At 34.0% G+C, this 16,621-nt stretch carries 15 protein-coding genes; all 15 read left to right on the top strand.

Annotated features, from left to right (window positions below; translation table 11 throughout):
- Positions 1–342 precede the first annotated feature (342 nt).
- The 15 genes from pfkA (at position 343) to bsdE14_RS05220 (ending at position 16,620) form a co-directional block, all read left to right on the top strand.
- On the top strand, positions 343–1,302 hold the full coding sequence (pfkA, locus tag bsdE14_RS05290; protein WP_264848918.1) for a 6-phosphofructokinase: 960 nt from the start codon (positions 343–345) through the stop codon (positions 1,300–1,302).
- Between the two features lie 85 nt (positions 1,303–1,387).
- Positions 1,388–3,145: a pyruvate kinase gene (gene pyk / locus bsdE14_RS05285; RefSeq protein ID WP_264848917.1), complete on the top strand. Its 1,758-nt coding sequence runs from the start codon at positions 1,388–1,390 to the stop codon at positions 3,143–3,145.
- 117 nt (positions 3,146–3,262) lie between these two features.
- Positions 3,263–4,273 carry an aldo/keto reductase gene (locus bsdE14_RS05280; protein WP_264848916.1) on the top strand — a complete coding sequence of 337 codons (1,011 nt, stop codon included), beginning with the start codon at positions 3,263–3,265 and terminating at the stop codon, positions 4,271–4,273.
- Between the two features lie 221 nt (positions 4,274–4,494).
- Positions 4,495–4,854 carry a DUF1540 domain-containing protein gene (locus bsdE14_RS05275; protein WP_264848915.1) on the top strand — a complete coding sequence of 120 codons (360 nt, stop codon included), beginning with the start codon at positions 4,495–4,497 and terminating at the stop codon, positions 4,852–4,854.
- Positions 4,855–5,030: 176 nt separating this feature from the next.
- Positions 5,031–5,639, top strand: a complete 609-nt coding sequence (locus bsdE14_RS05270; RefSeq protein WP_264848914.1) for a TetR/AcrR family transcriptional regulator — start codon at positions 5,031–5,033, stop codon at positions 5,637–5,639.
- A gap of 18 nt (positions 5,640–5,657) precedes the next feature.
- Positions 5,658–6,404, top strand: coding sequence for an HlyD family secretion protein (locus bsdE14_RS05265; RefSeq protein ID WP_264848913.1), 747 nt, complete (start codon positions 5,658–5,660; stop codon positions 6,402–6,404).
- 12 nt (positions 6,405–6,416) lie between these two features.
- The gene (locus bsdE14_RS05260; RefSeq protein ID WP_264848912.1) at positions 6,417–7,199 is read left to right on the top strand and encodes an ABC transporter ATP-binding protein; all 783 of its coding nucleotides are present in this window, start codon (positions 6,417–6,419) and stop codon (positions 7,197–7,199) included.
- 4 nt (positions 7,200–7,203) lie between these two features.
- Positions 7,204–8,334 (top strand): ABC transporter permease, encoded by a 1,131-nt coding sequence (locus tag bsdE14_RS05255; RefSeq protein ID WP_264848911.1) that lies wholly within the window; start codon positions 7,204–7,206, stop codon positions 8,332–8,334.
- 183 nt (positions 8,335–8,517) lie between these two features.
- Positions 8,518–9,012: a signal peptidase I gene (lepB, locus tag bsdE14_RS05250; protein ID WP_264852223.1), complete on the top strand. Its 495-nt coding sequence runs from the start codon at positions 8,518–8,520 to the stop codon at positions 9,010–9,012.
- 33 nt (positions 9,013–9,045) lie between these two features.
- On the top strand, positions 9,046–10,425 hold the full coding sequence (gene rlmD, locus bsdE14_RS05245) for a 23S rRNA (uracil(1939)-C(5))-methyltransferase RlmD (protein WP_264848910.1): 1,380 nt from the start codon (positions 9,046–9,048) through the stop codon (positions 10,423–10,425).
- Between the two features lie 352 nt (positions 10,426–10,777).
- On the top strand, positions 10,778–12,559 hold the full coding sequence (locus bsdE14_RS05240; RefSeq protein WP_264848909.1) for a phosphocholine cytidylyltransferase/choline kinase family protein: 1,782 nt from the start codon (positions 10,778–10,780) through the stop codon (positions 12,557–12,559).
- Positions 12,560–12,592: 33 nt separating this feature from the next.
- Positions 12,593–12,790, top strand: coding sequence for a hypothetical protein (locus bsdE14_RS05235; RefSeq protein ID WP_264848908.1), 198 nt, complete (start codon positions 12,593–12,595; stop codon positions 12,788–12,790).
- On the top strand, positions 12,790–14,220 hold the full coding sequence (locus bsdE14_RS05230) for a purine-cytosine permease family protein (protein WP_264848907.1): 1,431 nt from the start codon (positions 12,790–12,792) through the stop codon (positions 14,218–14,220). Before bsdE14_RS05235 ends, bsdE14_RS05230 begins: the two co-directional genes overlap by 1 nt.
- Positions 14,221–14,587: 367 nt before the next feature.
- Positions 14,588–15,265, top strand: coding sequence for a CPBP family intramembrane glutamic endopeptidase (locus tag bsdE14_RS22355; RefSeq protein ID WP_309298113.1), 678 nt, complete (start codon positions 14,588–14,590; stop codon positions 15,263–15,265).
- Between the two features lie 116 nt (positions 15,266–15,381).
- Complete coding sequence (locus tag bsdE14_RS05220) at positions 15,382–16,620, top strand: CDP-glycerol glycerophosphotransferase family protein (protein WP_264848906.1); 1,239 nt, start codon at positions 15,382–15,384, stop codon at positions 16,618–16,620.
- Position 16,621: the final 1 nt, after the last annotated feature.

Genomic DNA, 16,621 nt, shown 5'->3' with positions numbered 1-16,621 from the left:
AAAGGTAAGTGTTAAGGATAAAACTCTTCGAGTTTTTACAATTATACTTATTCACTCTTACCATATTCATTAAATTTTATGTAGAAGAGGTAGATAAAATAAACTCTTCTACATTTTTTTTAAAAGCTTGTCGAAATTTATTGCAAATATCTTAAAATTTTATTAAAATTAAGTTGGAGTCATAGTTTAAATTTATATAATATAGCTTGATTCCATTTATTATAAACAATGCGGGACACAAATTGTCCATAGTGGTTACATAAGCGTGTTATATAATAACTGCTATGTTATAATAGAATATGGGCACAATAATATGTGTCATTAGTATAAGGAGGTAGAAATATGAAGACTATTGCAATACTAACTAGTGGTGGAGATGCTCCAGGAATGAATGCTGCAATAAGAGCAGTTGTAAGAGCTGGACTTGATAGAGGCTTTAAAGTAATGGGAATACAAAGAGGATATAGCGGGCTTTTAAATGGTGAAATTTTTGAAATGAACAGACACAGCGTATCCGATATAATTCATAAAGGTGGAACAATACTAAGAACAGCTCGCTGCGAGGAATTTAAGCAAGAAGAGGTTAGAAAAAAGGCTGCTCAAATACTTAAGGTATTTGGAATTGACGGACTTGTTGTTATAGGCGGAGATGGATCCTTTACAGGAGCTAGACTTTTATCAGAACTTGGAGTTGCAACAATCGGAATACCAGGAACTATTGATAATGACCTTCCTTACACAGAATATACTTTGGGTTTTGATACTGCACTAAATACAGTTCTAGATGCTATAAATAAGTTAAGGGATACTTCAACTTCTCATGAAAGAATAAGTATTGTTGAAGTTATGGGAAGAAATTGTGGGGACATAGCTCTTTATGCGGGCCTTGCAGGTGGTGCTGAGAGTATTATAGTACCTGAAAAGGGCTATGACATGGATGAAATTTGTAAAACAATACTTGAAGGTAAGCTAAAAGGCAAAATGCACAATCTTATAATACTTGCTGAAGGTGTTGGAGGAGCTAATGAACTTGCTGAGAAGATAGAAGAAGTAACTAATGTTGAAACAAGAGCAACTATACTAGGACATATTCAAAGAGGTGGAAGTCCATCTGCTTTTGATAGAGTCCTTGCATCAAAAATGGGATACAGAGCTGTAGAACTTTTAGCAGAGGGTAAAACAGCTAGAGCAATTGGTGTTGAGGGAACAAAAGTAATTGATTTGGATATAAATGAAGCATTAGCTATGCCAAGAAAATTCGATGAAAAATTATATGAGGTTGCAAGAGTGCTATCCTACTAATTGTAGTTTTCAGAAGAATGTGGTAAATTAATTTTACTGGAAGTTTTATTATGCTTAGAAAATAATTTAATAAGGGGAGTAGATTATGAGAAAAACTAAGATTATTTGTACAATCGGGCCTAAAAGTGAAAATCCGGAAGTGTTATCCAAGCTTATTGAAGCTGGTATGAATGCTTCAAGGCATAATTTTTCCCATGGTGATCATGAAGAGCACGGTAAAAGAATCGGGCTTGTAAAAGAGCTTAGATCAAAATATAATAAACCAATTGCTATTATATTAGATACTAAGGGACCTGAAATAAGAACTGGAAAATTTGAAGGCGGAAGTGTTGAGCTTAAAGAAGGAACCCCATTTACTGTAGTTTGTGGTGAAGAGGTTCTTGGAAATGATACAATTTGTTCAGTGAGCTATGAAGGTTTATATAAAGATGTTAAAGTTGGCGATTCTATTTTAATAGCTGATGGCTTGGTAGGGCTCGAAGTTAAAACAGTAGAAGGAAAAAGAATCAGTTGTACAGTAAAAAACAGTGGTTCTTTAGGAGACAACAAGAATGTAAATGTGCCTGGTGTTATAACAACACTTCCAGCTGTTACTGAAAAGGATATGGATGATCTTAAGTTTGGTATTCAAGAAGGAATTGATATGGTAGCTGCTTCCTTTATAAGAAAAGCTGCAGATGTGCTTGCTATAAGAAAGTTCCTTGAGGAACATGGCGGCAGTGACGTACTTATTTTCTCTAAGATAGAGAATCATGAAGGTGTTAATAACATAGATGAAATAATTAAGTTTTCAGATGGTATAATGGTTGCTAGAGGGGATCTTGGAGTAGAAATACCTACTGAAGATGTTCCTGTTGTTCAAAAGATGATAATCGAAAAGTGTAATGAAGCAGGAAAGCCAGTAATAACAGCTACACAGATGTTAGATTCTATGATTAAAAATCCAAGACCAACTAGAGCTGAAGCATCTGATGTTGCTAATGCTATATTTGATGGTACAGATGCAATAATGCTTAGTGGTGAAACTGCAAATGGAAAATATCCTGTAGAAACAGTAGCTACTATGGCAAGAATTGCAGAAAGAGCTGAAAAATCACTAAACTATGAAGAAAAACTTAAGAGAAGAAGAAGAAATCATATACCTAATGTTCCAAATGCAATTAGCCTTGCAACTTGTAATACAGCTATGGATTTAAAGGCTGCTGCTATTATAACAGCAACACAAAGCGGCCACACTGCAAAAATGATATCTACATATAGACCAGAATGTCCTATTATAGCTGTAACTCCATATGAAGGAGTGGCTAGAAAGCTTGCACTTAATTGGGGAGTTTTCCCAATAGTTGCAAACAAGATGGAATCTACTGATGAATTAATTGATGTTTCAGCAAATATAGCTCTTGAAACTGGCTACATTAAAAAAGGTGAGCTTGTAGTTATAGCTGCTGGTATACCAGTTAACTATGCTGGAACTACTAATATGATGAAGGTTCACGTAGTTGGTGATATTCTTGTTCAAGGTAAAGGTAAGGGTTCAAAACCTGGATATGGTGCTGTTAACATAGTTAAAGACTTTAAACAGGCTCAAGAGGTTATACAAGAAGGAGATATACTTGTAGCAAAATCTGTTGATATAGAGTATTTAGATTTATTGGATAAAGTTGAAGGTGTGGTAGTTGAAGATGAAGCAATAGCTGCAGAATTTGCTATTGAATGCGTTTCAAGAGAAATTCCAGTTATACTAGATGCAACTGGAGCTACAGAAATATTAAAAACAGGATCCTTTATAACTTTGGATGCTAGACGTGGATTAATTTATGGTGGTAAAGTTAATTTAGTATAATATAATATAACTCAAGGCGCAGCAAATGCTGTGCCTTTTAATTTTTTGTTTATTGGCTTTTTTTATATAAAGGATTATAATTTAAATTGTGAATTCTTGAATAAGGAGGAGAGAGGTTTGAATTATAGAAAGTTAGGATGTAGTAATTTAGAAGTTTCAGTAGTTGGTTTTGGTGGAATTCCAGTACAGAGAATTGACATGAATGAAACAAAAAAGGTTATTGAAAGAGCTGAGGAATTAGGAATAAATTTTATTGATTCAGCAAGAGGCTATACAGTATCGGAAGAATTAATTGGTGAGGCTATTGAAGGAAGAAGAGACAAATGGATTATTGCCACCAAGTCTATGGCAAGGGATAAGGAATCTATGGCAAGAGACGTGGAAATAAGCCTTAAAAATTTTAAAACAGACTATATAGACCTTTATCAGTTCCATAATGTAAGAACACAAGAAGATTATGATAAAATAATGAATGAAAATGGAGCCTATGAGGCGCTATTGGAAGCAAAGGCTCAAGGGAAAATAGGACACATAGGCATTACTTCACATAGTATGGATATGCTTAAAATAGCTATTGAAAGTTCTAAGTTTGAAACTATAATGTACCCATATAACATAGTTGAAACCCAAGCTAATGAATTATTTAGAAGAGCAAAGGAACTTAACATAGGAGTAATCGCTATGAAGCCAATGGCAGGGGGTAATCTAGAAGATGGCTCGTTGGCATTAAAATTTATATTTGAAAATGAAAATATAACTACAGCTATACCAGGAATGGCATTAATAGAAGAAGTAGAACAAAATGCTGCTGTTGGAAATGAATTAAAGCCCTTAACCTTGGAAGAAAGAGAACGTGCTCATGAAATTGCAAAGGAATTAGGCGAAAACTTTTGCAGGAGATGTGGATATTGTGCTCCTTGCGTAAAGGGTATAGATATACCTTCTATGTTTGTTATGAAAGGATATAAAACTAAATATAACTTAGCTTCCTGGGCAGAAGAGAGATATTTTGCTAATAAAGCAACAGCTAAGGATTGTATCGAATGCGGTGCTTGTGAAAAGAGATGCCCGTATGATCTTCCTATTAGAAAGATGTTAAAAGAAGTAAAAAAGTGTTTTAATGAATAAGTAATATAATAAAATGTATAAATTATAAAAAATGGGACATCATTATTTGATGGACAATAATAGGCAACTGATTCTATTTAGCAGCTATGCTGCTCTTTTTTTTATTAAATTTATTATTTATAATACTGCTGTATATTATTGTGAATAAAAATATTATTATATCTAAAAATATAGCTAGGAATCTTATAATTTGAAATATATTTTAGAAAGGATGAATTTCAATGCCAGGAGCTCTTAGCTGTAGTGCAGAAGCATGTGTACATAATCAAGGAGGACTTTGCACTGCAAATCAAATTCATGTAGGTGGTACTAATGCCACCACAAGTTCTCAAACTCTATGTGATACTTTTGCTGAAAAAGGATTTACAAATGCTGTTACCCATATAGGCAACATGAATATCATGGGGGAGATAAAGCAAGTATTTAGTAATGGTTCAATACAAATGAGTCCTTATATTAAATGTGATGCAGAAAAATGTGCATATAACAGCAGTAGGATTTGTACTGCTAGCAATGTACAAATTTCTGGAGTTAATGCAGATAATAGTGAAGGAACTAAATGTTCTACCTTTATAGAGTAAGATAAATACTAAAAAGTGAAAGCCTGCAGCCTCTTAATTTAGGTTTGCAGGCTTTTTGCGTAAAGAATATTGATTTAAAAAAGTTTAGAACTATATTGACTATAAGTAAAAATAGGAATATTATAAAAGTGAGTAATCACTCATTTTGTGAAATTATGAAAACTAGGAGGATAAAAGTGGTAAGAGGAAATAGAGAAGAGGAGATTTTGGAGGCAGCAATTAAAATATTCTCAGAAAAGGGATTTAGCGCTGCCACTACCAGTGAAATAGCAAAAGAAGCTGGGGTAGCTGAAGGAACCATATTTAGATACTTTAAAACGAAAAAGGATATTCTTATTAAAGTTATGGCTAAGGTTGTAGAAATACTAGGTGAAAAGTTAATTATTGAAAGGTTAACTAAACTGCTTGAAGAAAATAAAGAAAAATCTGAGAGAGAGATTCTTATAACAATAGTAAAAGATAGATTAGAGATGTTTGAAAAGTACTGGGATATGATAAAAATAGTAGCTACTGAAATGCAGTTTCACAAAGATTTGAGAGAAGTTTTTATAAAAAGTGTAGTAACTAAAGGAAAAGATATTGTTGAAAACTTTATTAATGCAGGCGTAAGCAAAGGTGTTTTTAGGAAAGTAGATACTGCAATAGCATTAAGATCCCTTATTGGAATGGTAGGTATCTATGTTATTCAAAGTCAAGTTTTTCCTGAAGTAATTAATATGGATAAAGACAGGCAGATTGAGGAAATGGTGGATTTATTTTTGTATGGATTAAGTAAGAAAAATTAAATTATAGGGGGTAATATCATGTATAAAAGGATTGCTAGTATGTTATTAATTATTGGATTAAGTTTAACTACAGTGGGCTGCAGCACTACAAATAAGGATGATGAAAATAGATACACTGCAACTGTGGAAGCAGAAAGCTTTTATATACCAGCAGAAGTTTCGGGAAAAGTACTAGAGCTTTCTATACAAGAGGGCAGTGAGCTAAAAGCTGGTGAAAAAATAGCGCAATTAGATAGTAAAGTATATGAACTTCAAAAAAAACAAGCAGAAGCAAATTTAACACTTGCAAACCTAAAGAAAGAGGACATTCCTGATAAAGCTAAAGATAATTTAAAGGATCAAGCTCAGGCAGCGGTAGATCAGGCACAGGCTGCAGTAGATTTGAATCAGCTGCAAATTGATAAAACTGCCATTTCCTCATCAGTAGATGGTACAGTAATGGAAGTATACGCTCATAAAGGGGAACTTGTAGCTGCTGGCTCAAACCTGGCGAAGGTTTTAAATAGTAAAGAAAAATATGTGAAGGTGTACATTGAAGAAAGTAAAAGAAATAGCATTAAATTAGGAGGAAGCCTTCCTATATACTCAGATGGAAAAAATATTGGAAGCGGAACTATTGTGTATATTTCACCCCAGTCAGAATTCACTCCTAAAAATACAGAAACCAAAAGTGATAAGGAGAAGACAGTATTTGAAGTAAAATTAACTCTTCCAAGTGATATACAGGCAGCTATAGGAATGATGGTGGATGTAGAAATAAAATAGGGGGTAGAGAAAATGAATGCAATTGAGGTAAATGGGCTTGTTAAAAAGTTTGGCGATTATACAGCTGTTGACAATATTAGCTTTGAAGTACCTAAAGGAAAAATTTTTGGATTCCTTGGACCTAATGGTTCAGGAAAGTCTACCACTATACGGATGCTCTGTGGGGTTTTGACACCTACACAGGGTAATGCCTCAGTGCTTGGATATGATATTGTAAAGGAAGCTGAAAAAATAAAGCAAAACATAGGATATATGTCGCAAAAGTTTAGCTTATATGAAGATTTAACAGTAAGTGAGAACCTAGATTTTTATGCAGGAATATATGGACTTAATAAGAACCAGAGGGATGAAAGAAAAAAGGCAATTATAAGCATGGCAGGGTTAGAAGGAAGGGAAAACAACCTTACAAGGAATCTTTCTGGTGGATGGAAGCAAAGACTAGCTTTAGGATGCGCTCTTATTCACAAGCCAAAGCTGTTAATTTTAGATGAACCAACAGCAGGAGTTGACCCAGTATCTAGAAGAATTTTCTGGGAAATGATTTATAGTCTTGCTAGGCAAGGGATCACAATACTTGTTACCACACACTATATGGATGAAGCTAGCAGCTGCGACCTGCTTGGGTTTATTTTTAATGGTAAGCTTATAGCAATTGACACTCCAGAAAAACTTATAAAAAATGAGAAGGTAAACAATTTGGAGGATGTATTTATTAAATACGTGGAAAAGGTCACAAATCAAAAAATCCAATCCTCCTTTGAGGATTTAAGAAGTCTCATTGGAGAGGAGGATTAAGCTTATGAATTTTCAAAGATTTTGGTCCATAGTTAAAAAAGAATTCATCCAAATAAAAAGGGACAAAGCCAGCTTTGGTATTGCAATAGGAATGCCTATAATGATGATGTTTTTATTTGGATATGCGGTAAATACTCAGCTTGAAGATATATCCACGGCAGTTTTGGATCAAAACCATACTGCAGACAGCAGAGAACTAATAAAGAGCTTTGAAAATACACTATACTTTAAAGTAATTGAACAGTCTAATAGTATAGAAAGTATTGAGGAAAAGATGAATGAAGGTAAAATACATGCAGCTCTAATAATACCTCCTGATTACTCTGAAAAACTAGATAAAAAAGAAAAGCCAAAGGTACAGCTGCTAGTTGATGGTTCCGACCCTACCACAGCACGAACTGCCTTTTCAAGTGGTGTTCTAGCAATCCAAAATCAGGGCGTAAAGCAAATGGAGGTACTAGGAAGCAGACTCTCACAAAAGATAAATATAGGCGGTGTAGATGTGAGTACTAAGGTAATGTACAATCCAAGCTTAAAAAACCAGAACTTTACTATTCCTGGTTTAGTTGGACTTATAATGCAAAACATCACAGTTCTCCTTACAGCATTTGCTTTGGTTCGAGAGAGAGAAAGGGGTACTATAGAACAGTTAATTGTATCACCTATAAAATCTTCAGAGCTTATCCTAGGAAAGCTGCTTCCTTATGTGGTCATTGGGTTCTTTGATTTTATATTTTCCCTAGCACTAGGACTTTTATGGTTTGGAGTTCCCATAAGAGGAAGTTTAGGACTTCTAATATTTTTGGGCTTTGGATTTGTTATCTGTGCTCTAGCCATTGGAATACTTATTTCCACTATATCAAAAACCCAGCTTCAGGCAATGCAGCTTAGTGTACTTATAATACTACCTAGTGTACTTTTATCAGGCTTTGTATTTCCTAGAGAGGCCATGCCTAAGATAATTCAATATTTGGGCTATGCACTGCCGCTTACTTACTTTCTAAACATTCTAAGAGGCATAGTACTAAAAGGAGTAGGCATGAATTATCTATATAAGGATGTTGTACTGCTTTTTATACTTGGATTTTTCCTTCTTACTTTTAGCATGATTAGATTTAGAAAGAAACTTGATTAATAATGAAAACCAGGCTTATAATAAAAAAGCTTGGTTTTTTATGTAAAAAATAATTTTTAATAGGAAATACCTAAAAATAGTAATATAATAATGAATAGTGGTTATAGTTAGTAAATAGGAATATTAACTAGAGTAATATACTTGAAAGAGGGGTTAAATTTGAATTTTGCAAAAAAATTTTTTATGGATTGGATTATTCCAATATTAGTAGCCTTCGTAATTGCTGCGCTGATAAATAAATTTCTTTTCTTTAATATAGTAGTTCCTACAGGATCTATGTATCCAACAATAAAACCTGGTGATAGGATTGTGGTTACGAGAATTCACAATGTTAATAGCTTAAAAAGAGGGGATATTGTAGTATTTTATTCAAATGAGCTTAGCGATACCTTAATAAAAAGACTTATAGGACTTCCTAAGGATGTAGTTGATATTAGAGAAGACGGCTCTGTTTATGTAAATGGAACAAAACTAGATGAACCATACATAATGAATAACGGTGGGAAAACTGGAAAGTACACAGTACCAGAGGGGCAATACTTCTTCCTTGGAGACAATAGGTCCAATTCTAAGGACAGCCGTTATTGGGAAAAGAGCAGCTTCATAGCAGCTAAAGATATTAAGGGTAAAGGCAGATTTATAATGTTTCCATTTAGCAGATTTGGTGCATTGAAATAGATAATAAAAAACTAAAGATCAAAGGGTGAGTTAATGAAAATTCAAATACCAGTAGAAAAAAATAAGGATTATGATATTGAGATAACAGGAATGGGACATGAAGGAGAAGGTGTAGGAAAGTTTGAAGGCTTTACTATATTTGTACCTGGTGCTCTTCTTGGAGAAGCAGTGAGGATAAAGGTTGTTAAGGTTTCAAAAAACTATGCTTATGGAAAACTTTTAGAAGTGTTAAGGCCTTCTGAGTATAGAAGCAATCCAGTATGCAGTATTTATAAAAAGTGCGGAGGCTGTCAGATTCAGCATCTTTCTTATGAAGGGCAGCTCCGATTTAAAACCCAAAAGGTAAAGGATGTAGTAGATAGAATTGGCAAGATTAAGGATGTAGAAATTCATGATACTCTAGGAATGAAAGAACCCTATAGATATAGAAACAAGGTGCAGCTGCCTGTAGGCTATGTTGATAATCAAGTGCACATTGGTTTTTACGCCCCAAGGAGTCATGATATAGTGCCAATGGAAAGCTGTCATATTCAAGATTCAGCAGCAGATGAGGTAATGAAGCTTACAAAGGAATGGATAGTTAGACATAAAGTTGAGCCCTATAATGAAGAACAGCATTCTGGCCTTATAAGACATATAATGATAAGACGTGCTTTTAAAACAGATGAGGTTATGGTAGTTATAGTAACTAAGCATAGAGATTTGCCTTATAAGGAAGAGCTTATTGATACACTAGTAAAGAATATAAAAGGAATTAAAAGCATAATACAAAATATAAATCATAAGAAGACTAATGTAATTTTAGGACTTGAAAACATAACCTTATGGGGGTCTGACACCATAAGTGACTATATCGGAGAGTTTAAGTTCAACATATCTCCATTATCATTTTTTCAGGTTAACCCTGTGCAGACCGAAATATTATACGGAAAGGCATTAGAATATGCGGGACTAACAGGTAAAGAAACTGTATTCGATGCCTATTGCGGTACTGGAACCATATCACTATTTTTATCTAAGAAGGCAAAAAAGGTTTATGGAGTAGAAATTGTTCCTGAGGCAATAGAAAATGCTAAAGCTAATGCCAAGGAAAACGGAGTAAATAATGCTGAATTCATAGTAGGTGAATCAGAAACTGTGATTCCTGAATTAATAAATAAGGGAATTAAGGCTGATGTAGTAGTTGTTGATCCACCAAGAAAAGGCTGCGAAAAATCTCTACTTGAAGCTATAGCAAATATGAAACCAGAGAGAATAGTTTATGTTTCCTGTGACCCATCAACTTTAGCTAGAGACTTAGGAATCCTTCAGGAACTTGGGTATAAAACTAAAGAAGTTCAGCCAGTGGACATGTTTCCACAGACGGCTCATGTTGAGGTGGTTACTTTACTTACAAGGAGCATAGCGACATAGTAAGTAATTAGTAGAACCCACGCAAGGATTGCCCAAGAGGGCGAGCGCAGTATGCGAAGCCTGATAGGGTGCAATCTACTGCGGAGATGGTTTGCTTGATAGAACGGGAATAGCCTGATTTCAAAGGCTTGGGGCATTATGCCCCTTTTTTTATGTGCTATTTAGCTACAACAGAAGGGGTATATTTTCTAGGAAGATAGTAAAACGGGATGCTTCAAGATGAGAACATGAAAGGAACAACAAAAGTAGGATACTGATAGATTTTATTGACCCACATTTTTCCTTATGTTACAATGTTCATAAAATAGATTAAGTTTTAAAAAAATGAACATGCATAGTAGAAAGGAGAAACATGTTAGAAATAAAAGAATATGAGCTGTTAAATTCATTGATTAAATTAAAAATAAAGTGTACGCAACGTCAAGTGGCAGAGAAATTTTCTATGTCCCTCGGAAAAGTAAATCAAATTGTGAGAAAGCTTTGTGAACAGCAGTTGATCCAAATTGGTTCGGATAATGTGTTTCAAATCACTGAGAGAGGTGTAGCAGCACTTGAACCATATAAGGTACATAATGCCATTATTATGGCAGCGGGAATGTCTAGCCGTTTTGCACCGCTTTCCTATGAGAAACCGAAGGGACTTTTAAAAGTAAAAGGTGAAATTCTAATCGAACGTGAGATACGTCAGTTGCATGAAGCTGGAATTGATGACATCACTGTAGTAGTAGGATACATGAAAGAGAAGTTTTTCTATTTGGAAGAGAAATTTGGTGTAAAGATTATTGTAAATGAAGACTACTATCGTTTTAATAATACATCAACATTAATTCGTGTAACGGAACAATTATCAAATACATATATCTGTTCTAGTGATAATTATTTTGTGGATAATGTATTCGAACCATATGTATTTAAGCCCTACTATTCTGCAGTTTATGCAGCAGGCGAAACCGATGAATATTGCCTTGAATGTGATAATAAAGGACGAATTAAGAATGTAAAAATAGGTGGAGTTGATTCATGGTATATGTTAGGACATGTATATTTTGATCACAACTTCAGTAAGAAATTTGTACAGATTCTGAAAGAGGAATATGTAAAAGAGGAGACTCGTTCTCAACTTTGGGAAAATTTATATATGCGGCATATGAATGAATTGTGTTTGTATATTCGTAAGTATGAGGCGGATAAAGTCTTGGAATTTGATTCCCTAGATGAACTTCGTGCCTTTGATCAGGCTTATATCAATAATACAGATTCTAAAATCATGAAGAATATTTGTAGAGTCCTTCAGTGTGAGGATAGAGATATTGTGAACATTAAAGCAATTAAGGCAGGACTGACAAATACCTCATTTCGTTTTTCAGTTGGCGATAAGGATTATGTATATCGTCATCCAGGAAAAGGTACAGAGAATTATATTAATCGTAAGAGTGAAGCTTTTTCCATGGAAGTAGCAGCAGAATTAAAACTTGATAATACGTTTATCTATATAGATGAACAAGAAGGCTGGAAAATCTCGTATTTCGTACAAAATGCGAGAGAATTAGATTACCATAATAGTAGTGAAGTGGCAGCTGCGATTTCCATGATGAGAACGTTAAGCCAGGAAAAGCGTAAATCGGAATATAATTTTGATATATGGAAACGTGCAATGGAGTTTGTTGAACGATTACAGGAAGAACAAAAGTCTGATTTTGATGACTTTTTGAATCTTGAAAATTTGATGAAGCAGTTGTATTCATATATTGAGAAGGATACTACAGAGAAGTGTTTATGCCATTGTGATTGTTACTCTCCGAATTTCCTATTTGATGATGAAAATAATCTATATCTGATTGATTGGGAGTATTCAGGAAATGATGATCCTGCAAGTGATCTGGGAACTTTTATTTGTTGCTCGGACTATTCTTATGAGGAAGCTGTTGCAACAATTGAGCAGTATCATGACGGAAAGGTAGACGGAAAAATATTAGCACATTATCTAGGATATGTTTCGATTGCATCATATTATTGGTATCTTTGGGCTTTGTATCAGGAAACTATGGGTAAACATGTTGGTGAATATTTATACATCTGGTATAAGAATTCAAAATTCTATGCAAAGAAAGCAATAGAGATGTACGAGCTATAAACATAGTTTTAAAAAAGGGGGAGGAAAGAGATTATGGAAGAACTATCTAAGGAAAATCAATCCATAGAAGAGCTGATTTATAATGAAACAAAAAATCGATTAGCAATTATGGAGAAACCTGATTATGAATTTCCAAAAAGCATTACAAAGGTAGACGTTGTTGCAATTGCCGCTGGAATCGTTATATGTTCTTTATTAATTGTATTATGTATGATGGGGGTAATTCAATAATGTCAAAAAATCTAGATTATATCAAACAGGAAAGTGTAACAGGAGTTGTTCCTATGATGAAAGGAGAACGCCTTTATTCCTTTATAGATTTGTTTTTAACTACAAGTGGCTTTGCAATTGCAACCTGGTGCTACACGCAGGGAGCGTATGTTGCACAATTCCTAAGCTTTAAACAGCTGTTAATTAACATCTTTTGTTTCAATATTGTGTGGGTTCTGATTGAATGCATCCCGGTATTATTTGCAGTACGTTATGGGATTGATTTATGGATTTGGTTAAGATCTGTACTTGGAAGTAAGGGTGTAGCCGTTCTTTCAATTGTTATTAGTTTGGCCAATTTCGGATGGTATGCTGTTGCAGCCAATCTGTTTTCATCGTCAATGATCAATTTAGCTGGAAACTTTGGATTATCATTGAATCCGTTCATATGGAATCCAATTTTAGGTACATTTTGTGTTGTATTAGGAACATTGATTGCGTTAGGTGGTCCAGAAGTTATTAAATGGAGCAATCGATTCTTGGTAACGGCGCTTCTTGCTGTAGGAGTTATAATTGTAGTATTATGTTTTGTTGCTGTACCACTTTCTGATATAATGGCAGTAAAACCTGTACTTCAAAATGGGACAACTCCACTGCAAAACTTTATGTTATCCGCAGAAGGAAATGTGGCTTTTGCATTTTCATGGTCAACTCAGGCACTTATAATGCCTAGACTTGCAAAAACTGAGAGAAGTGGATTCTGGGCAACTTCACTTTCTTATGGTGTGGTTGCACCTTTCTTTGTTTGTGCGGGTAGTGTAATGGCACTTGCTATGTTTGTACGTACTGGAGTTTTTGAAAGTGATCCTACAAGGATGCTTGCTACTTTATGCGGACCAGGTTTTGCTATATTAAGCTTACTTTTAGTAGCATTTGCTAATGTTGGAACACAGGGAACGGGTTCTTATGTGAATTGTATGATTGTAAAAAGTGGTTTGCCAAAAGTAAGTTATCGTCTATTGGTTATTCTTGCTATGGTTTATGTAAGCGCACTTACCATTTGGGGTGGTGTACAACAAAATTTTGGAGCATTTATTTCTCTGGCGGCATATATTCAGGGGCCGATAATTGGTATGATTGTTGTAGACTATCTTATTGTTCGAAAACGTAAACTTTCATTGAAATCAGCGTATTTCATGGAAGGACATGATTCATATAAGTATACCAATGGATTTAATATTGTAGGATTAGCATGTGTAATAATTGCCTTTGCAGTAACTATTTTGTTTGTCTATAATCCATATAATGGAACAATTAAGAGTGATATATTCTTACTAACAACTGGAAGTGGATTTACTGCACTATTTGGTGGATTGTTATATTGGTTAGCTAGCTTAACACCATTGAAGAAGTATATGCTTCGAGATCGTGATGATCTTGAGATTGTTTAGTTATACATATTATAATATTTGACATTAGTTAAAAGTAACAATTTTCAATTAAAAGGCACTGTTTCGTCGAGTAAAAAAGGCAAAGCAGTGCCTTGGGTTGAGGTATTTCTTAAAAATGGGCATAGAAAATAAAGGGTTCATTAATATGTGGAGGAGCATACATAGATTTGTGTAAATCAAATCTATGTATGCTTTTTTTAACGAGAAAAAGAACAAAGGTTTGCTAATTTTTGTAGAAGTGCTTATAAATACTATGATCGATGCTATAATCCCATTTTATCACTATATAGACAAATTGGCGGTTTTATTTACAAATATTAAGTTTGTGCTATAATTATGTATTAGTGATGTAAAGATGGTGTTATAAATGAGTGTTATATGGATTGTTATATATGGAATAATATATTCTTTTTCCGAAAAATTTGGAGAAAATCATATACTAGCGGTCTTTCCAATAATGCTATATATTGTTGTTTTGTATATGTTTTTGAAAAAGCGGAAAAGGTTATCAGTATATGGTTTATGCCTTCCTAAATATTGGAGAAAAAAAGACGTTGGTTGGTTAATGCCTTTGTTGAGTTTTCCTTTTGCAAATATGTATTTACAAGGAAATCAAACAATGTTACAGAATTCCTGGATAATGTTTTTACTGATGTTATTTACAGTATTTCTGGAAGAATTATTGTTTCGCGGATATTTGTTAGTATATCTCTTCGAAAAATGTGGGATTGACAACAAGTGGATTGGAATGATTATTTCAAGTGTTTTGTTTGGCATGTTTCATATTGTGAATCTTTTTCAGGGAGCGGATATCTCATATACTATGATTCAAATGCTTTGTGCTTGTGGAATAGGATTGTGTTTGTGTGTGCTAGTATCACAATATAAATCCATATTTCCAGGGGTAATCGTTCATTATCTAATTAACATTACTTCATTTGATATGGAAAAAAGCAATTATCATGTATTATTATTCTTTTTTATATTATCCGTTCTACATATTTTTTATGCATGTTTATTGAAGTGGAAGTGGCGGACTATTTAATAAATATTATATCCGTTGTTATGCATGCGGAACAAAGGTTGTGCAGCTCTGTATATTGCACAATTTTATTCAAAAAATAATAATAGAAAGAACAACGTAAGGTATAAGGTGAGATTATGAAATTTTATATTGATCCAGGAACTGGAAGTATGCTTTTTGCTATTTTAATTGGTATTATTGGGGCACTTAAATATGTGATTCGCATGACAATGGTCAAGCTACGTTTTATTCTAAGTGGTGGAAAAAAAGTGGACATGAATTCTGGAAGAATTCCATATGTGATTTTTTCCGATAACAAAAGATATTGGAATGTTTTTGAACCCATATGTAGGGAATTTGATCGAAGAGGCATTGATATTGTCTATATGACTGCATCGCCAGATGATCCTGTTCTTAAGTGCCCTTATGAACATGTAAAAGGAAAATTTATTGGTAAAAACAATGTGGCATTCGCTAAGCTTAACTTTTTAAATGCGACCATTGTATTATCTACTACACCAGGCTTGGATGTTTATCAGTGGAAAAGATCAAAAGATGTACAATGCTATGTGCATATTCTTCATGCAGCAGGTGAGGTAACATTGTATCGAATGTTTGGAATTGATTACTATGATTCAATGTTATTATCAAGTCATTATCAGCTTGAAGATGTGCGAAAGCTGGAACAGTTAAGGCAATTACCAGAAAAAGAGATTTACATAGTTGGATTACCATATATGGATGAAATGGTACAGCGATTGAAGAATAGTGGTCCGGTAGAAACTCATGAAAGAACAGTACTATTGGCTCCTTCATGGGGACCAAGTGCCATTTTTAGTAAGTTTGGCGGAAATATTATAAAAACACTCTTAAAGACAGGATATCATGTTATTGTGAGACCACATCCACAATCATTTGAATCAGAAAAAGATATGATTGATAAGATTATGAAAGAATATCCAGAGTCCGAACAATTAGAATGGAATAGGGATGTTGATAATTTTGATGTCTTGAAACGTTCTGATATATTGATTTCGGATTTTTCTGGAGTAACATTTGATTTTGCTTTGGTTTATGACAAACCAATTATTTACGCGGATACAAAATTTGATAAAGCACCATATGATGTATGGTGGTTAGAAGAAGATCTCTGGACAAATACAGCACTTCCGAGAATTGGAATGAAATTAACAGAAGAGAAAATGGATTCATTAAAAGAAATGATCGATACATGTTTAGAGGATCCGAAGTATGCCATAGGTCGTGATGAAGTTCGAAATGAAACATGGGAGTATTTTGGAGAAGGAACCAAGAGAACTGTAGACTGGTTACTCAATAAATATAGTCAGTTGACCAAAGAAGAGGAGGATAAATAAA

Source organism: Clostridium omnivorum, from assembly GCF_026012015.1.
Taxonomy (GTDB): domain Bacteria; phylum Bacillota; class Clostridia; order Clostridiales; family Clostridiaceae; genus Clostridium_AX; species Clostridium_AX omnivorum.
This window is presented reverse-complemented; position numbering and strand designations above follow the sequence as displayed.